Below are 21,271 nucleotides of genomic sequence, written 5' to 3'. Positions count from 1 at the left end.
GGACCAGTTTTCTCGCAGCGCCTTTCACTTCTCCTATGCCCGGGCCACTCGAGGCAGAAGACCCAGAATGAGGTCGAGGGCTCGGCTACCGTCCCGTTCCGCGCACGCCCGCACGTCGATAGCCACGTTCCGCAGCGGCGCCAGCGCGTGCTGGCAGTACATAACTCCACCGAAATCTGTCGGCCACGCGTAGCCGACCACCAGAACCTCCTGCACCTGGACGATCTTGCGAAGCTGCACCCATTCACGACGCGTGCTTCCGTCCGGCTGCGCCAGAAGCGAAGTGACCCGCTGGTTCTCACAGGCGCGCCAGCGATCCGCCTCACTAAGCGCGAAGTCCGTCGCATCCGACCACTCGGGAAAGATCACCATGCTCTGGTCCACCAGGCGCGTCCAACTCGGACTGTCCACCAAGGAGCGGTACCGCCCGGACAAGTAATTGGACGATTCATAGCTTGCCGTCGATGCGAAAACCACACTGCCGCATTCGGGTCTGTCGGTCCGATCCGACACCAGCCCAGCCCAATCTCCGGACACATGCATGCCGGCTCCCATCACAGGACCCACGTCCCCGGGCTCAAGCATCAGGCCGGGCAACGCGTCCACCAGAACGGGAAGCTCGTCGGGATTCGCCGAGGCGGTACCGACCGGCGCCACTGCCGTCGCCAGCACACAAAGGAAAGACGCCACCCCCAGAACAGTCCTCATATCTGCAGGAGCCTAGAGCAGAGGTGTCACCGCCGAGTGGACAATCCAGACAGGCATTACTGCAGTACCTTTCAGCAACATTGCGGACAAATCTCGGTGGCCGACTCCGGGATCGGCGCCTAAGCTGCCACGCGTGCCACAGTCGCGTATTGATGATGTTGTCGCCGGAGCGCTGGCTTGGACGGAAGTCGACCTCATCGATATCGATGATTCCTCGGCGCGGCCGCTGCGAGACGCGTTGGAAGAGTTCGGAATCAGAGTGCACTATCACCCCATCGGACAATCCCGCCATATTGTCGCGGCGCTCGGCAGTGACCGGCCGGTCGCGCCCTTTGTGATCCTGGGCTGCCACGGAGACGACGGCCGGATCTTGCTCCCCGAGCTCGGCGAGCCGATAGCTTCCGAACAACCGTTTACCGGGCTGATGGGTGCCGACGAGGTGCGCCGGCACCTGCGGCTTACCGGAAGTTTCGTGGTGTCCATCGGGTGCGAAACGGGGAGCGCAGAACTCGCGGACGCATTCCTGGACGCGGGCGCGGCCGGCTACTTCGCGCCACAAGAAGCACCCGACGGGCATGCCGCATTTCTTGTCACGGTGCTGTTCTTCTACGAGCTGACCGTGGGCCGAACCGTGGCCGAAGCAGCAGAGCGAGCACGCGGATACGACTCCGCGACCAGCACGTGGCAGCTGTGGCAACGGTAGCCGGCTAGTCACCTCGAGACCCTTCACGGTGTTGACACTCGCACTCAAGTATTGTTACATGCGAATGTATGCATCAATAGAGGGAGGCCCATGGCCACGGCGGCGCTCGTCCTGTATCTGATCTTCATCGCTGCTGGGCTCGGCTGGAAGAGCTACCGACAGTGGCGCGCAACCGGCTCCACCGGGATCCACGGATTCCATGGGCGCCCCGGCTCACGCGAATGGCTCGCGGGGGTGGGCTTCATCGCCGCGATAGCGATCGCCGTGCTCGCACCGATTCTGCAGCTCAGGGGGCTCATCACTCCCCTTACGCTGCTGGATAGCCGGCCTCTGCAGATCACGGGAATCGCACTGGCCACGGCGGGAATCGCCGCGACTGTCTGGGCGCAACACACCATGGGCGAATCCTGGCGGGTAGGCGTCGACACCCGGGAGACCACCACGTTGGTGAGCACCGGCGTTTTCGGATGGGTCCGCAACCCGATCTTCACGGCAATGCTGACGTTCGCCGCCGGGTCCGCCCTCATGACCCCGAACCCGTTGGCCCTCAGTGGTTTCGTGCTACTCGTCACGTCCATCGAACTGCAGGTGCGCGTGGTTGAGGAGCCCTATCTCCTGGCGGCACACGGCAGGACCTACCGCGACTACGCAGCCCGGGTCGGACGATTCCTGCCAGGAATCGGCAGGTTCAGCGCCCAGGGTTAATGAGCCCGCCACCGCGAGTGGTGGCCAGCTCGTAGGCCGACTCCGCATGCTCGGCATCGTCGAGACCATCGGACTCGTGCTGCGGATGCGACCTAATACCCATGGAATGCCGCAGGCCCAGCCCGATAAGCCCGGTAACCGCGACCGAGTAGGTGAGCACCGCGGCCACCGCCACGAGCTGCAACCAGAACTGATGCAACCCACCGCCGTACAGCAGCCCGTTGACACCGGCGGGGGCCGCGGCACTGCCGACGACACCGATCATCAGCGTGCCGACGATGCCACCGACCAGGTGCACGCCCACGACGTCGAGCGAGTCGTCATATCCCCAACGGTATTTCAGCTCGATGGCCAGCGAGCTGAAGGCGCCCGCTACCGCGCCGATGACCAGGGCGCCAATCGGGGTGACCGACGAACAGGAGGGCGTGATAGCCACGAGCCCCGCCACCACACCCGAGGCGGCACCGAAGGAGGTCGGCTTGCCGTGCCGGATCTTCTCGACCAGCAACCAGGCCGCCATCGACATTGCCCCCGCGCCAAGGGTGTTGGCGATGACAAGCGCCGCGGTGCCGTCGGCGGCCAATGCCGACCCCGCGTTGAACCCGAACCAACCGAACCACAGCAGCCCCGCTCCGAGCATCACCGCGGGCAGGTTATGCGGACGCATCGCCTCGCGCGGCCAGCCGTGCCGCTTGCCGAGGATGATCGCCAGCGCCAGACCGGCGGCGCCCGAGTTGATCTCCACCGCGGTGCCGCCGGCGAAGTCGATGACGCCCAGGTTCGCGAGCCATCCGCCCTTCTCGGCAGTGGTGCCCTTGACCGCGAACACCCAGTGCGCCACCGGGAAGTAGACCAGGGTTGCCCATAGCGCCGTGAAAGCGATCCAGGGGAGGAAGCGCATGCGATCGGCGACCGCACCCGCGATCAGCGCCACCGTCACCATGGCGAACCCGGCCTGGAACATGACGAACACCAATGCCGGGATCTTGGTCGGCCCCCACAGCGGAACCGAGGACGCCTTGTAATCGCCTTCGAACAAGTGCTGCAATCCGGCGAATTGGAACGGATCGCCAAGCAACCCGCCACCCATGTCGGTGCCGAACGCCATCGAGTACCCATAGGCCACCCAGAGCACCCACACCACGGCGACGGCCGAGAAGCACATCATCATCATGTTGAGGACGCTCTTGGCGCGCACCATGCCGCCGTAGAAGAAGGCCAATGCCGGGGTCATCAGGAGCACCAGTGCGGCACTCGTCAGCACCCAGGCGGTATTGGCCGCGTCGGGCACTCCCATATGCGGAAACATGTGCTGGCTACTCCCGGATCGTGCGATTAGGTCAGCGTGAGTGTAGGGAAGCCGCCGCCCGTGCGCGCACGACCTGATCTAAACTAGAACACGTTCCAGTTTTCTGACGTACGATTTCCTTCTCATCCCTGCCCGACCGATCGATTCCCACCACCCACCCAAGGAATGGCCATGCATACCCCCATCTGCGACGAGCTCGGCATCGAGTTCCCGATTTTCGCCTTCACGCACTGTCGCGACGTCGTCGTCGCGGTGAGCAAGGCCGGTGGCTTCGGCGTGCTGGGCGCCGTCGGGTTCACCCCCGAGCAGCTCGAGATCGAGCTCAAGTGGATCGACGAGCACATCGGTGACCACTCGTATGGCGTCGACATCGTCATACCCAACAAATACGAGGGCATGGACGCGAACATGCCGGCCGAGGAGCTCACCAAGATGCTCCAGTCGATGGTGCCGCAGGAGCACCTGGACTTCGGCCGCAAGCTCCTCGCCGACCACGGCGTGCCGATGGAGGAGGGCAATGACAACGCCCTGCAGCTGCTGGGCTGGACCGAGGCCACCGCTACCCCGCAGGTGGAGATCGCGCTCAAGCACCCCAAGATGACGCTCATCGCCAATGCACTCGGCACTCCTCCGCCCGACATGATCCGGCAGATTCACGACGCCGGTCGCAAGGTCGCGGCCTTGTGCGGCTCGGCCAAGCAAGCCCGCAAGCATGCCGACGCCGGAGTGGACATCATCATCGCCCAGGGCGGCGAAGCCGGCGGCCACTGCGGTGATGTGGGCTCTATCGTGCTGTGGCCGGAGGTCGTCAAGGCCGTCGCCCCCGTACCCGTGCTGGCCGCTGGCGGAATCGGCAGTGGCGCCCAGGTCGCGGCGGCGCTGGCGTTGGGCGCGCAGGGAGCGTGGACCGGTTCGCAGTGGCTGATGGTCGAGGAGGCACACACTACGTCGGTCCAGCAGGAGACGTACGCAAAGGCGGGCAGCCGCGATACCGTGCGCAGCCGCTCGTTCACGGGTAAGCCCGCGCGCATGCTGCGCAACGACTGGACCGTGGCGTGGGAGACCGAAGGTAACCCGGAACCGCTCGGAATGCCGTTGCAGTACATGGTTTCCGGGATGGCCGTCGCGGCGACCAACAAGTACCCGGATCAGAGCATCGATGTCGCCTTCAACCCGATCGGCCAGGTTGTCGGCCAGTTCACCAAGGTGGAGAAGTCGGCCGCGGTCATCGAGCGCTGGGTGCAGGAGTACCTGGAGGCCACCAACACACTCAACGAGCTCAACGAGGCCGCCGCGTCGGTGTAGCAGAGAGCGGCCTGGGTCAGTCCTTTACTGGCCCAGGCCGTTTTGCATCGTGTTGGCCAGCACGTTCACCGCAAGGCTGCCGTTTCCCGGCTGGCAGACCTTGGCCTGCAGCAGCACATTCTCGCGCCTGCGGGTCTGGTTGAAGCAGCGACGGTCAACGCCCGCCTCCTCCTTCATCCACGCGGCATCGGCGGCGCTGGCCGCCGGTCCGGTGAATGTCCACACCTCGCGTCGACCGTCATTCAGGATCAGGGTGGCCGTCTGCCCGGAACATCCCCGGGTGCGGTCCACCACCCGATGGAATGCCCGGTCCGCCGCGTCGTTGTTGGCGAACACACCGATCGACTGCTTCACCAAATGCGTTGTATCCGTTGCGGAGTCTTGCGTCGTTGCGCCCCGGAACGAGGCCAGATCCGGATCGGCGTACACCTCGTCAAGCCCGATATCCGACCAGTTGTTGCATTCCGGAACATCCACCGAGAACGCCTGGAACGGCTGCGTGAACTCGCTATGCGACCCTAGTTGCGCGCCAAGGACATTGCTCACCGATCCGCGCGCGAGCACCGCGTAGTTGACGACCCCCGGATCGGACGGACGAGCGCCAGCCACGGGGGCCAGCGCGAGCGCGACCACCGTCGCAGTAGTCACGGCCGAGGTGATCTTGATGGTCATGCTCGTCCCTCCATGGCATCGGCGAGGGCCGCGGCGATCTTCTCGCCATTCTTCGGCACACACGCCTTCACCTGCAATAACACCTCACGCTTGGCGCGCATCTGCACGTAGCAGCTAGTGCCGGTGGCGCTGGTCATCGACCAGGTGGCCGTGGTGTCCACCGACTTGCCCTTGGTGATGGTCCACGTTTCCCGCGCACCCTGGCCGTCGGTCACGTCCAGAGGTACGCCGTAACAGTTGTCCATGAACAGCAGCGCGACAACCGGATCCACCGCGGCAATCGGGCGCTGAAAGACCCCCACCGCCTGCTTCACGGAATACGTTGTGTCCGAATCTGTTTTCTGAGACGTCTGCGCGCGATACTCGGCCAACTCGCCATTTCCGTTGAACACCTCGTCCAGCCCCACATCGACGAAACTGAGACAACTCGGTCCGCTCACCTGATAACCGGCCGTCGGAGACTCGAGAGTCCTGGTCACGGGAAGTTCGGTACCGACGATCGAATTCACCACCTTGGGCTTGAGCAGGACCGCGTCCGGGCCGGCCGCCTGGGCCGCCGGCGCGACGACCAGGGCCAGCGCCGATACCCCCGCGACGACGCACCCGCGCATCAGACTCGCGCCTTGACCGTCACCTCGATGTTGCCGCGCGTGGCATTCGAGTACGGGCACACCTCATGGGCTTGCTCCAAGAGATCCTCGGCGACTTCCTGAGACAGTCCGGGCAGGTAACCGTCCAGCTCGGCGGACAGATCGAAACCGCCCTCGGGGGTCTTGAAGATTCCCACCTTCGCCGTGATCGATGTCGCGGGATCGAGCTGGACCTTCGCCATCCGGGCAACCAGATTGAGCGCGCTCAAGAAACACGCCGAATACCCGGCCGCGAACAACTGCTCGGGATTGGTGCCTTCCCCGTTGCCGCCCATCGACTTTGGGATTCGAGTGTCTAGATCTATCCGGCCATCCGACGAGCGAACATGCCCGTCACGGCCTCCCCCGGTCGACGTGGCTTCTGCTGTGTAGACGGCCTCATTGGACATATGACGAGCATACGGAAGGCGCCGGTTCCCTTGGAGAGAACCGGCGCCATCCAAGAACTGCCTACTGAGCGTCGAGACCGGCGCGAACGCCCTCTTCGACGGCCTTACCCAGCTCGGAGTCGACGTTCTTCCAGTACTCGAACACCCGGGACAGCACGGGTTCGCTGACGCCGGCCAGCACATGACCGACGATGTTGCTCGCCAGACGCGCACGCTGGTCGTCGTTGAGCACCTCGCGCACCAAGGTTCCGGCCTGAGCGAAGTCGTCGTCCTCGGCATGCTGGACGTACCCCGCACGCACCGCGGTGCCATCGAAATCCCATGCGCCGCCATCACCCGCGGCTTCCGGATCCGCATGCGGACCGCCAAAGGAGTTGGGGGCGTATACCGGAACCTCGCGATCGTTGAAGTGATACCGCATCGCCCCCTCCTTGGAGTAGGAGTTCACTTCCGCGGCCCGCGGCGAGTTCGGCGGCAATTGCGCGTAGTTGGTGCCAATCCGGTAGCGATGCGCGTCGGCGTAGGCAAAGACCCGCCCAAGCAGCATCTTGTCGGGCGAGAAGCCAATTCCCGGAACGATATTCGACGGTTCGAAGGCCGCCTGCTCGATGTCGACGAAATAGTTCCCCGGATTGCGATTGAGCGTCCACGTACCGACCTCGATCAGCGGGTAGTCCTTCTTGGACCAGACCTTGGTCAGATCGAACGGGTTGAATCGGTATCCCTGCGCCTCGGCCACCGGCATGACCTGCACGTGGAGGGTCCAGCTCGGAAAATTGCCCTCCTCGATCGCATCCCACAGATCGCGACGATGCGCATCGGCGTCGGATCCGGCGAGTGCATCCGCCTCCTGCTGGGTCAGGAAATCCTGACCCTGATCGGTCCGGAAGTGGTACTTCACCCAGAAACGCTCACCCTCGGCATTGATCCACTGATAGGTGTGCGAACCGTATCCATTCATGTGCCGGTAGTTCTTCGGGATCCCGCGATCACCCATCAACCAGGTGACCTGGTGCGCCGTCTCCGGACGCAGCGTCCAGAAGTCCCACTGCATGTTGTGGTCCCGCAACCCTGATCCCGGCAACCGCTTCTGCGAGCGGATGAAGTCCGGGAACTTGATGGCATCACGAATGAAGAAGACGGGGGTGTTGTTGCCGACGAGGTCGTAGTTGCCGTCCTCGGTGTAGAACTTGATGGCAAATCCACGCGGGTCACGCCAGGTATCGGGGCTCCCCTGTTCCCCCGCCACCGTCGAAAACCGAACCAGCGACTCTGTTTTCACGCCCGGTTGAAACAGCTTGGCCTTGGTGTACTTCGAGACGTCTGCGGTGACGACGAGCTCTCCGTACGCGCCGGCACCCTTGGCATGCACGATGCGCTCGGGAACGCGTTCCCTGTTGAACTGCGCAAGCTTTTCAATCAGATAGTGATCGTGCAGCAGAACCGGGCCCTGGATGCCCGCGGTCAACGACTCGTCGTCGCTCTCCACTGCGATTCCGGTATTCGTGGTTGTGCGGATGGACATGAAAACCTCCTCGATACCTGACTAACTGGGCTGAACTAATTTGGGCTGACATTCCGGGCAAAGGCCCCAGAAGACGATCTCGGCCTCGTCGACCACGAACCCCGCGGTATGTGACGGCTCCAGGCAGGGTGCATGCCCCACGGTGCAGTCCACATCGGTGACGGCACCGCAACGGCGGCAGACCAGATGGTGATGGTTATCGCCGATACGCGTCTCAAAAAGCGCCGCGGAACCGGCCGGTTCGATACGACGCACCAGCCCGGCACTGACACAGGCCCTGAGCACGTCATAGACGGCCTGTGTGGACACCTTCCCAAGCTCGGCCCGCACCACCATCGCGATGATGTCTGCGGTCGAATGTGGGTGCACCGCAACCGCGTTCAGAACCGCGACGCGTGGGGCCGTGACACGCAGTCCCGCCCGGCGCAATGCTGCGACTGGGGCGGGGGGCTGTACTACGGTCACCCCACCAGTATGCGCCTTTTCTGGAATGAGTCAAGAAATGGTTTTTAGCCGAACGGCCCGTTGAACACGAAGTAGGCCCCGGCCGCGATCAACACGAACCCCACGAGGTGATTCAGCGTGAGCTTCTCGCCCAGATACCACACGGCGAAACCCAGGAACACCGTCAAGGTGATGACCTCTTGCATCGCCTTGAGTTCGGCACCCGAATACACCTCGCTGCCAAGGCGATTCGCGGGAACTGCCAGGCAATACTCGAAAAACGCGATGAACCAGCTGACCAGTACGACCACCCACAACGGGTGATCCTTGAATTTGAGATGCCCATACCAGGCGAAGGTCATGAAGATGTTCGAGCAGATGAGCAGCACTGGCGGCAGAAACCGAGCGGCAATCATGTCCACATTCTGTAGATCTTCCCTGTCAACCGTCCACAGACGCTAGCCTGCTGCGCATGGGCGGCGCCGCATTGCAAGACCGGTACATCCAAAGCTGCCTCGGCGGACTGCACGTGCGGGTAGGCGGCCAAGGGCCCGCCATCCTCTTGTGGCCCAGCCTGCTGATGACGGGGTCCATGTGGGCCGACCAGGCAGAATACTTCGCCGACCGGTACACGGTGATCGTCGTTGACCCGCCCGGCCACGGTGACAGCCAGGCCCTGCACCGCATGTTCCGTTTCGAGGACTGCGCGCATGCCGTCGAACAGATCCTCGACGCTCTCGGCATCGAACGCACACACGTCGTCGGCAACTCCTGGGGCGGAATGATCGGAGGAACCTTCGCCGCGCTGTATCCACATCGGGTGGGAGCGTCCGTGCTGATGAACGCCACCGCTTCGCGCGCCAACGCACGCCAGACGATCGAGTTCCGGCTGCTCACCGAGATAGTCCGGATTCTCGGCCGATTCCGCGAACCTCTCACCACCCGCGCGGTGAAGGCCTTCGTCGGACCCACCATCATGCGGGAACGCCCCCAGGTAGAGCAGACAATCCGAGCGGAATTGCGCGAGCTCAATGTCGACTCGGTCTATTGGGCGGTCAACAGCGTGGTTCCGGCACGACCGGACCAACGCGAGCTACTCGGACGCATCACCACACCCGTCCTGGTCGTGGCGGGCCGGGAGGATCCGACCTTTCCCGTCGCGGAGACACAGCTCATGGCCGAGGCGATTCCCGGGGCCGAGTTCGTGATCATGGAGGACACCGGGCATCTGGCCGCCCTGGAACGTCCCGAGGAGGTCAACGCCCTCATCGACGAGTTCCTGAAGCGTCATCCCCTGGAGGACTAGAGGGAGCGCGCCCGGCGCATATCGTCGATGGCCCCGGTCCGGTCGCCCAGCTCGTTGCGGATCACCGCGCGCAGCGCGAGCGCATCGGCGAACCCGGAATCGATCTCGAGGGCCTCGTCGACCGCCGCGAGTGCCTCGTTAGGTTTGCGGGCACCATGCAGCGCCCATGCGTGGGTGTAGTGATTGATGGCGTCATGGCTGCCGTATCGCACCGCGGAAAGCGCGCAATCGATCGCGTCGAAATGCCGTCCCATGCTGCCAAGGCAGTAGGCCAGGATCCGCCACGACAACGAATTCTTGTGCTCCAGTTCCAGCGCATCGTTGGCGAGCCGCAGCGCCTCGCTATCGTCTCCGGACGCCAGAGCCTCGCTTGCGCGGGTTGCCAGCTGCTCAGCGTCCACAGAAACGAAGGTACGCGAACCCTGTCCACCGGCTATCCACTCACCGGCCGCAATATCGATCCAGGTCACGCTAGCAATCATCGTTGGCCATCCTAACCAGCCATCTCGCACCGGTCGACAACTCTGGTAACAACTGAGTGTTAGTTAGCCCACAGGGGCCAGTAGCGGGTTCACCGCGAATTCGATCACCCGATAGGGGGCGTGATCGCGCGAGTCGGTATTCCACTGGCTGACGTAGATGCTGAGGCGATCAAGCGTGGAGTCCGGCCCGATGTATCCGCCATACGGCTGCGCCAAGGTGTTGTCCCAGGACTCGGGAAGCTCGTCCGCCATCGCCGGCCAGGCCCCGGCATTCACCACCGTGGTCGCGGGCACCGCACCGAGTCGCGTCGGGCTATCAGCAACCCGTACCTCAACGTTGCCCGTGGTCTGGTTGAAGTAGGACAGCACCGCCTGCCCGTCCACCATCTTCATGCTGAGCTCGCCCAGGTGATCGTTGAACAACGGCGTCACGGCGGTACCCCAGGCCCACTTCCCCCGCGCATCCGCACCCCAGCCCTGCCAGGTCGCACGGTCGGTGAATGTGTCCGGCTTGGCCCGGTACAGGACCGCGGGCCGCGAGCGATCGAAGGCATCGCTGACGATGTACACCCAGCCCTTCGGCGACTCGGGTGTCCACAGCGGGTCGTAGTAGCCACTGATCTGCGTCTGTTGTCCGCCCGCGTAATCACCGGGTCGTACCGATCCCGGCACCGTCGGCCAACCGGCACGGAAGGGATCGGGCTTCACCAGCCGTGTCGACTGCGGGATCAGGTTCTTGGTGACGGCGATGAACAGCCAGTTGGTCCCGTTGATGTCGATGACGCCGGAGGGAAGTTGAGAGAAGCCCGGCGGTGTCGGGTCTTCCAGGAGCGGCCGGTCGGTGCCGAGGACACCGGAGTGACGCACACCCGATGCGTTCGGCACCGTTTCCGTGTCGACGCGCAGCGCCACCGGCGAGTACCAGCCGCCGTATCCCACGCCCTGGCCCGCGAAGCTGTCGCCGCAGATCTGCAGCATGCCGCCGGTGAAGACCATGAACTCGCACAGGTCGGTCGCACCGAGGTTGTAGTCAGAGGTCGCAGTGCCGGTGCCCGCGACGGGGCCAATCCGGACCACCTCGCCCGGATCCAGCGGTGGCGGGGCAGGTCGCGATGGATCGGCCAATGCGACCGGGGGGCAAGCCAATTCGAGGATCACCAGGGCAATCGCAGCCAGCCGGGCTGTGCTGCCCCTGACACGCCGCACGCCACTTCTCCCATCCGACGCCGCGGCGCCACCGACTATCCCTGCACAGGGTAGCCAGTGGCGCCGGAGGCTTGGATCGCTACGGACTTAGATCAGGGCCGCGGCACTGTTGTCGCGGATGGTGCGGGCGGTTGCGGCTGGCCGGGCCGATCCTGGCGCGCTGGGGCGTCCGGCGGCCCGAAGGGCTGGCCGCGCTCGATGATGACCGGCCCACCGGGCGGAAACATCGGCGGCTGCCCGCCGCGGTCGAACATCATGTGCCGCCCACCGTGCTCGCCGGGCCCGCCCGGGCCACCATGTCCGCCATGCCCACATTGCGAGCCGGCCAGCACACCGAGACCGAACGTGACACCGAGGATCACGAAGGCACCTGCGACGATGCCGACGACAGCGGCGATCTTCACCAGCAGGGTATTGCTCGCCGAACGCGGTGCGGGCGTAGGTGCCTGCGATACAGACACCGGATTCGTCGGTGTATCGGGATTGTCTGGAGTTGTCATACCCCGAGCATGGCCGAACCGACTGACCGTTGCCCAGGGAAAACCCGTGAAGTTCCTGTGTATTGCCCACGCTCTTCGCGCGAGCACTCATCGTTAGCTAGCGACGAGCAATTCGGCGATCTGAATCGTGTTGAGCGCCGCACCCTTGCGAAGGTTGTCTCCAGAAATGAACAGCGCCAGACCGCGATGACCCGGCACGCCCGGATCCTGACGGATCCGGCCCACCAGCGAGTCGTCGGCGCCGGCAGCAGCCAACGGTGTGGGCACATCGGCCAGGGTGACTCCCGCCGCCGCGCCGAGCAGCTCGGTGGCACGTGCCGGAGTCAGCTCACGCTCAAATTCGGCGTTGATCGAGAGCGAGTGTCCGGTGAATACCGGCACCCGTACGCATGTGCCGCTCACCAAAAGCTCTGGGATGCCCAGGATCTTGCGGCTCTCGTGGCGCAGCTTCTGATCCTCGTCGGTCTCGCCGGAGCCGTCGTCAACCAGCGAGCCGGCCAGCGGGATCACGTTGAAGGCAATGGGCGCAACGTATTTCACCGGGTCCGGGAAGGTGACGGCGGAGCCGTCATGCACCAGCTGCTCACTCGCGTCGATACCGGCGCGCACCTGGGTGGCCAACTCCTCCACACCAGCCAGGCCGCTACCCGAGACTGCCTGGTAGGTCGACACAATCAGCCGCTGCAGGCCGGCCTCGTCGTGAAGTACCTTGAGCACCGGCATCGCGGCCATGGTGGTGCAATTCGGGTTAGCGATAATGCCCTTCGGCAGCTTCACCCCGCGCACATCGCGATCGAAGTTGACCTCCGAAACCACCAACGGCACATCCGGGTCCTTGCGCCAGGCAGAGGAGTTGTCAATCACGGTGACACCCGCCTCGGCAAACCGCGGCGCCTGCACCCGCGACATGGTGGCGCCGGCGGAGAAGAGCGCGATGTCCAACCCGGACGGATCGGCCGTCTCGGTGTTCTCGACCTCGATCTCCTGGCCGCGGAAGGTCAGCTTCTTGCCCTCGGAGCGAGCCGATGCGAAGAACCGCACCGATGAAGCCGGGAAGTCACGCTCTTCCAGTAGCTTTCGCATGACGGCTCCGACCTGGCCGGTGGCGCCGACAACACCGATGACGGTCATGTCCACATCTCCCGTCGCTGCGCTCGCCTCATCGTCCGGTACCTCCGTACACGGTGGCTTCCTCTTCGCCGCCGAGGTCGAAGGCGTCGTGGATGGCCCGCACGGCGGCATCGAGTTCAGTGTCCTTGACCAGCACCGAGATCCGGATCTCCGATGTGGAGATGAGTTCGATGTTGACCCCGGCCTTGGCCAGCGCCTCGCAGAAGCTGGCCGTGACACCCGGGTGGCTGCGCATACCCGCACCAACCAGCGACACCTTGCCAATGTGATCGTCGTAGAGCACCTGCGAGAACCCGATCTCGTTCTTCAGCGAGTCCAGCTTCTCGACCGCGGTGGGTCCGTTCTCCTTGGGGCAGGTGAAGGTGATGTCGGTCTTGCCGTCCTCGACCTTGGAGATGTTCTGCAGCACCATGTCGATGTTGATCTCGGCATCGGCCACGGCACGAAAGACCTTGGCGGCATATCCCGGAACGTCGGGGATCCCGACGACCGTGACCTTGGCCTCACCACGATCGTGTGCGACACCGGTGAGAATCGCTTCTTCCACAGGAATGTCCTCCATTGATCCGCTGACGATCGTGCCCGGCTTGTCGGTGTACGACGAGCGCACGTGAACCGGAACGTTGTATCGCCGGGCGTATTCCACACAGCGCAGCATGAGCACCTTGGCTCCGGCCGCCGCCATCTCCAGCATTTCCTCGAAACTGACCTTGTCGAGCCGGGCCGCATTCGGCACTATCCGCGGATCGGCGGTGAACACACCGTCGACATCGGTATAGATCTCGCACACATCGGCCTTGAGCGCCGCGGCCAGCGCGACGGCGGTGGTGTCGGAGCCGCCCCGTCCCAGCGTGGTGACGTCCTTGCTGTCCTGACTCACACCCTGGAATCCGGCGACCAGCACCACCTGGCCCTCGTCCAGGGCGGAGCGCAACCGGCCCGGGGTGACATCGATGATCTTGGCGCTGCCGTGCCTACCGGTGGTGATGACGCCGGCCTGCGAGCCAGTGAACGAGCGTGCCGAGGCACCAAGCGAATGGATCGCCATCGCGACGAGGGCGTTGGACATCCGCTCACCCGCGGTGAGCAGCATGTCCAGCTCACGAGGCGGCGGCGACGGGCAGACCTGTTGGGCCAGGTCAAGCAGCTCGTCGGTGGTGTCACCCATGGCCGAGACGACTACGACGACGTCATTGCCGTTCTTTTTCGTCTCGACGATGCGTTCGGCCACCCTGCGGATGCGTTCGGCCGTTGCGACCGACGATCCGCCGTACTTTTGGACGACGAGCGCCACGTCATACCTTCCTGCTGTTCGGCCAGGGTCGGGGGAGATCCAGTCATCAGGATAAGGGGTTACGACAACTCGATAACCTGGCCCGTATGGGCAACCCGACCGAACGTACCGCCATCACCTCGGTTCCGATCCAGCCGCTGATCGCCTCGCGCTGGAGTCCGCGGCATTTCGATCCTGGTGCAAACCTGGATCCCGAGACCCTGACGGCCCTGCTCGAAGCGGGTCGCTGGGCCGCCAGTTGGGGTAAGCGCTTCCCCGTCAGATACATCGTGGGTCTGCGCGGTGATGCCACCTACGAAGCGCTGACTGAGCTGCTCAATCGGGGAAACTCTTACGCAAAAGTTGCGGCAGCACTCGTCCTGGTGAGCACCGACCTGGGTGATGACGACAACACCGCCGTGTATGCGGCAGTTGATGCCGGGCTGGCGATCGCCCAGCTGGGTGTGGAGGCACGTTCCCACGGTCTGCACACCCATCCGATGGCGGGTTTCCGGGTGGAGGAATCGTCTGCTGTGTTCAATATCCCCGAGAATGTGCGGCCCATCGCCGTCCTCGCGATCGGACCTGTTCTCGAGGATTACGCCGACGCCGACGAATCGACCGTCGAACGCGATCACGCCCCCCGTCAGCGGCCCACGCTCAGCGATATCGCCTTCACCGAGCGCTGGGGTAACGGCTTGGCCGGCTAGTTCAGGGGCAGCGAGGAGACGCCCGCGCCGCTCAGTTGATCTCGGACCGCATCTCCACGGCCTGCCATCAGGAGTAGCAGAGCCGACACCGGCCCCTCGATGACCGCGGCGCCGGTCCCCACCGACCAGTCAGTATCGGTCGCGACCAGGCGGTGCTCCGCAAACCGCTTGCGGGCTGCGAACAAGTGGTCGCGTTCCCACACCCGCGCCGCCGCCAATCGGGCGGCCCGCACAGGCATACCCCGCTGCCATCCGAGCGGTATCGCGATGTCCTGACCGTGCACCAGATGGTCCATCAGCCGATCGATCGGCGGCACGCCCGGCGGCTTTCGCCGGGACCCCACGCTGGCGCGCACCGACGCCAGCAGGTCGGCGGGCGGCACCGACCCCTCCCGCACTCCGGTCGCGGCGATGAATCGATTCAGATCGCCGCGCGCCCGGATGACATCCACAAGGGTGCGCGACAGCGAGTACTCACTCGCGAAGAGAATGTGGCCGACCACGTCCCGGACGCGCCACTGTCCACACAACGACGGCCGGTCCCAATCCTGGGCCGGGATCTGGGCCAACTGATCGGCAAGCGTCCCGCGCTCGGTGTCGATCAACTGCCAGATCTCGTCGGTGTCCATATCGCCGTCCATATCGCCATTGTGTCCCGACTCGCGCGTCAGTCGAACGAACCGCGGAAGATCCTTACCGCCTTGTCGATCATCGCGCGGGTAGATGCACAGTCAGCGTTCTTCAGCGAGAAGCTGAGCACCTCGATGAAGATGCGCTCCGGGGTGCTGTTCTCCTGCATGGCACCGCCCGGAACCTCACGGGCATAGAGCGGCTTGCCCAGACGTACCATGCTGGTGCACATACTGCCGTCCTGGCCGTGAAAGTACTCGATACCGTCGCGGACTTCTTCCCGCAGCCTCGACGGCGCATCGATACCAGTCCTGATGGACAACTCAAATTGAGTGTCGCTGTCTTGCAACGAGAATCGGCAAGAGAACGGATCGCCGAAAAGTGATGGCCTCAGGTCGTCCGCCTTGCCCGGATACTCACCGAGAATTTCACACGGATCACGTTCGGCGATCTTGATCGGGTACGCACTCAGCGCATCGCGTACGGGCATGTCGGCCGGGTTCAGCTTAGTCAGTACGCCGATGACCGGTCGTGCCATTTTGCAATTCGACGCCAGTGCGCTCCGCATTCCATCGACGACCACGGCGCGCAGCGCCGGCACCTTGGCCCCCTTCAACTTCGGAGCGTCCGAGAGCTTGTCCAATGCGATCGGAAATTCGTATAGGCATGTGCCCGCGGTATGAAACACCGGCGTTCCACCGATCGTGAATTCGGGCTTCTCACGGGAATAGTCGCCCAACATCAGTGACAGGCCGACGCTCGATGGGTTCGCCGTACCCGTCACCTTGATCGAACCGAAGCAGCCATCTATGTCTCCCGAAACATATTCGGGAGCGCCAATATCCTTGAGCATCAACAAAAGACCACATGGATCTACCCGTCGCAGCGCCCGTAGGTAGGCCAGCAGAGTGGTCTGATTCTGCGTGAAGGTTTGGCCGTATGTCGGCACATCACCGGCGAACAAGGTCTGACCAGTGAGCGCCGGTAGCCTTCCGGTCGCGGTACCGGACACAACATTCGTACACCCCGCGATCGCCAGCATGGTGACGAGAAGCACTGCTACCGGGCGGAGTTTGCGAATAGCCGCACCGCCTTATCCAGGATCTCCCGCATCTGCCCGCAATTCGTTCGCCCATTGCGGGTGAAGCCACTCGCGACGACCGCCGGGGTGTACGCCTCGGAATCGTCGGTGTTTCTCGCACCGCCACCGGCGTCCTTGGGATACAACAGATCTCCAACCAGTGCCAGCGCGTGACATCCCGTCGGAGTGCTCGTGTCCTCGTTGTGGAAGTACGTCACACCGTCACGATGAGATTCGACGTATTCATCGGGAAAGTCGTCGACACTGCTGGTGAGCTCCACCGAGTAGTCGATATCGGAATCCGAGAGCGCGAAGTCGCAGCCGAAAGGATCCCCCAACAGGTCGACGGACACCTCGCGGGCCTTTCCCGGATACTCCCCCAGGATCTCGCAGGGATCACGTTCGGCGAGTTTGATCGGATATGCACTGAGCGCAGAACGCGGCTGCAACCCCGTGGGGAGATCCTTGGCGATCGCTGTCACCAATTGCCTGGCAATTCGACAGTCCGGGTCCGAGTATTCGTCCGAGCCGTAGAGGTAGGCGCTGACCGTCAACACGGCCTGCAGCGTGGGACTCGCGGGCGCTCCCGGGAGCCGTTCCAGGCCGAGGGGGACCTCATACTCGCACTCGGACCCGGTGTCGTAGACCGGGACAGAACCCACCTGGAACGCCACGGAGGTATCGCGCTTGTCCTGCATGGAGTATTCATAGGACACCTCGGTGAGGCTGGGATCACCCGTGACCTTCACGCTGGCATAACAGATCTGAAAGTCGCCGACGACCTGTCCCGGGTCTCCGTAATCCTTCAGGTTGGCCGCGAAGCCGCAGGGATCCACGCGCCGTAGCGCTCGCGCGTAGGTAAGCGTGGCCTTCTCCCCCGCGGTGAGCTTCTGGCCATAGTCCGGCTGATCGCCCCGAAAGAATGAGTCGGCCCCGGGCGCGGGTTCGCCTCCTCGCGCCTGCCCGGTAACGGTGCGCGTGCAGCCGGTGGCCACCAGCAGAATCGCCAGCGCCGCCGCCCCCCTCCGTAGCCACATGCTCTGCGATCGTGCCAGATGATCGGGGTTCGCGCGGCTGGTAGAGTCCCGTCTATGCAGCGGGCGCTCCTCCTCCGACGCCGCGACAGGGTCTGATCCAGACCGGCTTCCTGTCGCGGGTTGTTGGCGTGCCGGTCGAGATACCCCTCAAACTCCCGGAGCCTTCCCATGACTAGCTTTTCCTCAGACGAGTTCAACTACACCCCCCGCAGCATCGTCACCCCGAACGGACCCATTCCGGCCGACCAGCCGGCGTGGAACACCCAGAAGAACAGCTCGATGCCGGTACATCGATACCGTCCGTTCGCCTCGGAAGTTGCAGGGGGCGAACCGACTGCGCCCTTCAACCGCACCTGGCCGGACAAGGTGATCACCCGCGCACCGCAGTGGGCAGCGGTCGACCTGCGCGACGGCAACCAGGCCTTGATTGATCCGATGAGCCCGGCTCGCAAGCGCCGGATGTTCGATATGCAGATCCGGATGGGGTTCAAGGAGATCGAGGTCGGGTTTCCCTCGGCGAGCCAGACCGATTTCGATTTCATCCGCGAGCTGATCAGCGAGAACGCCATCCCCGAGGATGTGACCGTTCAGGTGCTGACACAGTGTCGCCCGGAACTGATTGAGCGGACGTTCCTGGCCTGCGAGGGCGCGTCGAAGGTGATCGTGCACTTCTACAACTCGACGTCGATCCTGCAGCGGCGCGTGGTGTTCCGGGGCGAGAAGGACACGATCAAGAAGATCGCCACCGATGGCGCCCGCAAGTGCGTTGAGGAAGCGGCCAAATACCCCGATACGCATTGGCGTTTCCAGTACTCCCCCGAGTCGTACACCGGCACCGAGCTGCAATACGCACTGGAGGTGTGCAACGCCGTCGGCGACATCATCGAGCCGACACCGGAAAACCCGATCATCTTCAATCTGCCGTCGACGGTTGAGATGACAACCCCGAATGTGTACGCCGATTCCATCGAGTGGATGAGCCGTAATCTGGCTCGGCGCGACTCGGTGATCCTGAGCCTGCACCCGCACAATGACCGCGGAACAGCGGTCGCCGCAGCAGAATTGGGATACCAGGCGGGTGCCGACCGCATCGAGGGCTGTCTGTTCGGCAACGGTGAGCGCACCGGAAACGTATGCCTGGTGACGCTGGGTCTGAATCTGTTCAGCCGCGGCGTGGATCCCCAGATCGACTTCTCGAACATCGACGAGATTCGGCACACGGTCGAGTACTGCAACCAGCTGAAGGTCCCCGAGCGGCACCCCTACGGTGGCGACCTGGTCTACACCGCCTTCTCCGGCAGCCACCAAGACGCCATCAACAAGGGCCTGGATCAAATGAAACGCGATGCGGACGAGGCGGATTCCGACGTCGACGACATCCTGTGGCAGGTGCCGTACCTGCCCATCGACCCCAAGGACGTCGGCCGCAACTACGAGGCCGTGATCCGGGTCAACTCGCAGTCCGGCAAGGGCGGCGTCGCCTACATCATGAAGTCCGATCATGGACTGGTGCTGCCGCGCCGCCTGCAGATCGAATTCGCACAGTCGATCCAGCGGATCACCGACGGCGAGGGCGGCGAGGTGAATCCCAAGGAGATCTGGGACGTCTTCGCCGAGGAGTACCTGGCACCGATCATCCCGTTGGAGCGGATCCGCCAGAAGGTGACCGCCTCCGAGGAGGACGGCGGCACGGATTCCATTGCCGCCGTGGTGAAGATCGACGGCAAGGAAACCGAAGTCAACGGCACCGGCAACGGCCCGCTGGCCTCCTTCGTGGACGCGCTGTCCACGGTGGGCTACGCCGTCAACGTCTTGGACTACTCCGAGCACGCCATGAGTGCAGGAGATGACGCGCAGGCCGCCGCCTATGTGGAGGCCATGGTTGCCGGCCCCGATGGCGGTGAGGCACAGACGGTATGGGGTGTCGGTATAGCGCCGTCGATCACCACCGCCTCACTGCGGGCAGTGGTGTCGGCGGTCAACCGCGCTGCTCGTACCTAGCGGGTCCCGTAGCGCCTGCGGAACTTCTCGACCTGGCCGGCGGTATCGACGATCCGCCGGTCTCCGGTCCAGAAGGGATGGGAGTCCGCCGTCACCTCGGCGGTGATCAGCGGATACTCCTGCCCCTCGAACTCGACGGTGCGGCTGCTTGTGGCCGTCGAGCGGGTCAGGAACATCTTTCCGGTGGTGGTGTCCTGGAAGACGACGGGGTGATAGTCGGGGTGTGCTCCGGGTTTCATCAGTGGTTCCCTTCTGTGTTGTATTCGCCGTAGGAGAGGAAATCCTCAAACTCGGACACGTGCTCGCACGGGTCCTCATGCCAATCGCCGAACGGATCGTTGAACTCTTCCCAGCTTGCGGGGCTTGCCATTTCATCATCGGTGAGCAGCGCACCGCGTAAAGCGTCCAGCACCTCGGCGCTCTCGGCACCGCACACCAGCACCGTCATCGCGGTGTGCCGGTCCCCGAACCGGTAATCCCACATGAGGTCGGCGAATGCCCTCCGCTCCGGATCGGTCTGCCGTGCCTCGACCGAATCCATTGCCGCTAACCATTTTCCGGCCGCAGACACCCGGAGTCCGCCACCCGCGGATTCCAGCCACATCGCCTGCCGGTCCTGGGTCGCCAGCCACAACCGGCCCCGGGTACGGATCACGCCGTCGAGCAGTAGGTCGATCGCGGCATGCAGCCTTTCCGGGTGAAATGGCCTGCGCGCATTGAACTCCACCAGCCCGATCCGGCCGTCAACGGCCAGGGAGGGCTGTCCCGCGAGCAGCGCACCATGCGGGTCGTCTGCCTGGCCACATCGCGCATCGTCCTCCAGATGGTCGAGGGCCTGTTCGACTCGGCCGATGCGGGCGGTGATGCGTGCGCGCGGCGCCAGGCGCCGCAGCACCGAGAGCACCTCGGGTTCGGGATTGCGCACCACCAGGACGTCGGCGAACTCCGCCTGACCGATCACCACCTGGGCCACCGTCCGGCCGTCGTTGAGCTCGTCGTCACCGAGCGCCTGCTCCAGCCAGTTCGCGGTGTCGACGCAGGAGACCACCCCGGCAATTTTCACATCGCGCGCCGCCGGTCCATCGATGTACCCCGGCCCCATGCGAACGGGCACCGTATTGATCGCCCAACAGATCGGATCGGCTTCCAACCATGGCTCCAGATGCAGAACGATCCGCCCCACGTCTTCGCGGCGATGCAGCGTGCGCAGCAGCACGAGCAGATCGTCACGGACGGTGCAGGAGACACAGCCGTGGGCCAGTTCCAGAACGGCGACCTGAGGCTCCCGGACTCCACCGCCCGATACGACGGACCGCTTGACGATATGCCCGTCAAACCGGTGCGTGACGACGACTGTTCCCGGGTCGCGCGCTAAGACATCCACGACCGCATCGGTATCGGCCTGTCCGGATACGAGTAGCACCGGCGTGCGCATGACTTCTCCCTCTTGGGGCCTATTGGAAACGATTTTCATTACTACGGGCTTCACGGTACAGTCCAGATC

At 64.1% G+C, this 21,271-nt stretch carries 24 protein-coding genes; 6 read left to right on the top strand and 18 right to left on the bottom strand.

Features of this window, described 5'->3' with window-relative positions; all coding sequences use genetic code 11:
• Positions 1-33: 33 nt before the first annotated feature.
• The gene (locus DSM43276_RS01520; RefSeq protein WP_078330522.1) at positions 34-690 is read right to left on the bottom strand and encodes a sensor domain-containing protein; all 657 of its coding nucleotides are present in this window, start codon (positions 688-690) and stop codon (positions 34-36) included.
• Positions 691-841: 151 nt separating this feature from the next.
• Between DSM43276_RS01520 and DSM43276_RS01515 the strand changes: the two genes are divergently transcribed.
• Positions 842-1,411 (top strand): hypothetical protein, encoded by a 570-nt coding sequence (locus DSM43276_RS01515; RefSeq protein WP_078330523.1) that lies wholly within the window; start codon positions 842-844, stop codon positions 1,409-1,411.
• Positions 1,412-1,501: 90 nt separating this feature from the next.
• A complete protein-coding gene (locus tag DSM43276_RS01510; protein ID WP_078330524.1) occupies positions 1,502-2,116 on the top strand; it encodes a methyltransferase family protein in 615 nt (204 codons plus the stop codon).
• Here DSM43276_RS01510 and DSM43276_RS01505 read toward each other — a convergent pair.
• On the bottom strand, positions 2,100-3,425 hold the full coding sequence (locus DSM43276_RS01505) for an ammonium transporter (protein WP_136628968.1): 1,326 nt from the start codon (positions 3,423-3,425) through the stop codon (positions 2,100-2,102). The genes DSM43276_RS01510 and DSM43276_RS01505 overlap by 17 nt on opposite strands.
• Positions 3,426-3,596: 171 nt before the next feature.
• Between DSM43276_RS01505 and DSM43276_RS01500 the strand changes: the two genes are divergently transcribed.
• Positions 3,597-4,730 carry a nitronate monooxygenase gene (locus tag DSM43276_RS01500; protein ID WP_078330543.1) on the top strand — a complete coding sequence of 378 codons (1,134 nt, stop codon included), beginning with the start codon at positions 3,597-3,599 and terminating at the stop codon, positions 4,728-4,730.
• Positions 4,731-4,754: 24 nt separating this feature from the next.
• Here DSM43276_RS01500 and DSM43276_RS01495 read toward each other — a convergent pair whose 3' ends face one another.
• The 6 genes from DSM43276_RS01495 to DSM43276_RS01470 form a co-directional block, all read right to left on the bottom strand.
• Positions 4,755-5,402, bottom strand: coding sequence for a sensor domain-containing protein (locus DSM43276_RS01495; RefSeq protein ID WP_078330525.1), 648 nt, complete (start codon positions 5,400-5,402; stop codon positions 4,755-4,757).
• Positions 5,399-6,013: a sensor domain-containing protein gene (locus DSM43276_RS01490; protein ID WP_078330526.1), complete on the bottom strand. Its 615-nt coding sequence runs from the start codon at positions 6,011-6,013 to the stop codon at positions 5,399-5,401. Before DSM43276_RS01490 ends, DSM43276_RS01495 begins: the two co-directional genes overlap by 4 nt.
• On the bottom strand, positions 6,013-6,441 hold the full coding sequence (locus tag DSM43276_RS01485; RefSeq protein ID WP_078330527.1) for an organic hydroperoxide resistance protein: 429 nt from the start codon (positions 6,439-6,441) through the stop codon (positions 6,013-6,015). Before DSM43276_RS01485 ends, DSM43276_RS01490 begins: the two co-directional genes overlap by 1 nt.
• A 61-nt stretch (positions 6,442-6,502) precedes the next feature.
• Positions 6,503-7,966, bottom strand: a complete 1,464-nt coding sequence (locus DSM43276_RS01480) for a catalase (protein WP_078330528.1) — start codon at positions 7,964-7,966, stop codon at positions 6,503-6,505.
• A 21-nt stretch (positions 7,967-7,987) separates the two neighbouring features.
• Entirely contained in the window at positions 7,988-8,431 is a 444-nt protein-coding gene (locus DSM43276_RS01475; protein ID WP_078330529.1) for a Fur family transcriptional regulator, read from the bottom strand.
• Between the two features lie 44 nt (positions 8,432-8,475).
• Positions 8,476-8,826 (bottom strand): DMT family protein, encoded by a 351-nt coding sequence (locus DSM43276_RS01470; protein ID WP_030095976.1) that lies wholly within the window; start codon positions 8,824-8,826, stop codon positions 8,476-8,478.
• Between the two features lie 56 nt (positions 8,827-8,882).
• Between DSM43276_RS01470 and DSM43276_RS01465 the strand changes: the two genes are divergently transcribed.
• Entirely contained in the window at positions 8,883-9,716 is an 834-nt protein-coding gene (locus DSM43276_RS01465) for an alpha/beta fold hydrolase (protein WP_078330530.1), read from the top strand.
• On the opposite strand, the gene DSM43276_RS01460 is transcribed toward DSM43276_RS01465, so the two are convergent.
• The 5 genes from DSM43276_RS01460 to DSM43276_RS01440 form a co-directional block, all read right to left on the bottom strand.
• Positions 9,713-10,198 carry a tetratricopeptide repeat protein gene (locus tag DSM43276_RS01460; RefSeq protein ID WP_136628967.1) on the bottom strand — a complete coding sequence of 162 codons (486 nt, stop codon included), beginning with the start codon at positions 10,196-10,198 and terminating at the stop codon, positions 9,713-9,715. The genes DSM43276_RS01465 and DSM43276_RS01460 overlap by 4 nt on opposite strands.
• 63 nt (positions 10,199-10,261) lie before the next feature.
• Positions 10,262-11,275, bottom strand: coding sequence for a DUF4185 domain-containing protein (locus tag DSM43276_RS01455; protein WP_078330544.1), 1,014 nt, complete (start codon positions 11,273-11,275; stop codon positions 10,262-10,264).
• 221 nt (positions 11,276-11,496) lie between these two features.
• On the bottom strand, positions 11,497-11,904 hold the full coding sequence (locus DSM43276_RS01450; protein WP_078330545.1) for a hypothetical protein: 408 nt from the start codon (positions 11,902-11,904) through the stop codon (positions 11,497-11,499).
• A gap of 93 nt (positions 11,905-11,997) precedes the next feature.
• The gene (locus DSM43276_RS01445; RefSeq protein ID WP_078330546.1) at positions 11,998-13,035 is read right to left on the bottom strand and encodes an aspartate-semialdehyde dehydrogenase; all 1,038 of its coding nucleotides are present in this window, start codon (positions 13,033-13,035) and stop codon (positions 11,998-12,000) included.
• Positions 13,036-13,063: 28 nt separating this feature from the next.
• Positions 13,064-14,329: an aspartate kinase gene (locus DSM43276_RS01440; protein WP_078330547.1), complete on the bottom strand. Its 1,266-nt coding sequence runs from the start codon at positions 14,327-14,329 to the stop codon at positions 13,064-13,066.
• An 86-nt stretch (positions 14,330-14,415) separates the two neighbouring features.
• Between DSM43276_RS01440 and DSM43276_RS01435 the strand changes: the two genes are divergently transcribed.
• The gene (locus tag DSM43276_RS01435; protein WP_078330548.1) at positions 14,416-15,018 is read left to right on the top strand and encodes a nitroreductase family protein; all 603 of its coding nucleotides are present in this window, start codon (positions 14,416-14,418) and stop codon (positions 15,016-15,018) included.
• Here the strand turns inward: DSM43276_RS01435 and DSM43276_RS01430 are convergent.
• From DSM43276_RS01430 to DSM43276_RS01420, 3 genes are all read right to left on the bottom strand, one after another.
• Positions 15,015-15,659, bottom strand: coding sequence for a maleylpyruvate isomerase family mycothiol-dependent enzyme (locus tag DSM43276_RS01430; RefSeq protein ID WP_078330549.1), 645 nt, complete (start codon positions 15,657-15,659; stop codon positions 15,015-15,017). The genes DSM43276_RS01435 and DSM43276_RS01430 overlap by 4 nt on opposite strands.
• A gap of 26 nt (positions 15,660-15,685) precedes the next feature.
• Positions 15,686-16,597, bottom strand: a complete 912-nt coding sequence (locus DSM43276_RS01425; RefSeq protein WP_078330569.1) for a hypothetical protein — start codon at positions 16,595-16,597, stop codon at positions 15,686-15,688.
• 110 nt (positions 16,598-16,707) lie between these two features.
• Entirely contained in the window at positions 16,708-17,766 is a 1,059-nt protein-coding gene (locus tag DSM43276_RS01420) for a hypothetical protein (protein WP_078330550.1), read from the bottom strand.
• A 168-nt stretch (positions 17,767-17,934) separates the two neighbouring features.
• On the opposite strand from DSM43276_RS01420, the gene leuA reads away from it, so the two are divergent.
• A complete protein-coding gene (gene leuA, locus DSM43276_RS01410; RefSeq protein ID WP_078330551.1) occupies positions 17,935-19,767 on the top strand; it encodes a 2-isopropylmalate synthase in 1,833 nt (610 codons plus the stop codon).
• Here leuA and DSM43276_RS01405 read toward each other — a convergent pair.
• Positions 19,764-20,006, bottom strand: coding sequence for a type B 50S ribosomal protein L31 (locus DSM43276_RS01405; RefSeq protein ID WP_078330552.1), 243 nt, complete (start codon positions 20,004-20,006; stop codon positions 19,764-19,766). The genes leuA and DSM43276_RS01405 overlap by 4 nt on opposite strands.
• Positions 20,006-21,202 (bottom strand): ribosome hibernation factor-recruiting GTPase MRF, encoded by a 1,197-nt coding sequence (mrf, locus tag DSM43276_RS01400; protein ID WP_078330553.1) that lies wholly within the window; start codon positions 21,200-21,202, stop codon positions 20,006-20,008. The genes DSM43276_RS01405 and mrf overlap by 1 nt, the downstream gene beginning before the upstream one ends.
• Positions 21,203-21,271: the final 69 nt, after the last annotated feature.

Origin of the sequence: Mycobacteroides salmoniphilum (genome assembly GCF_004924335.1) — a bacterium.
GTDB classification, from domain to species: domain Bacteria; phylum Actinomycetota; class Actinomycetes; order Mycobacteriales; family Mycobacteriaceae; genus Mycobacterium; species Mycobacterium salmoniphilum.
This window is presented reverse-complemented; position numbering and strand designations above follow the sequence as displayed.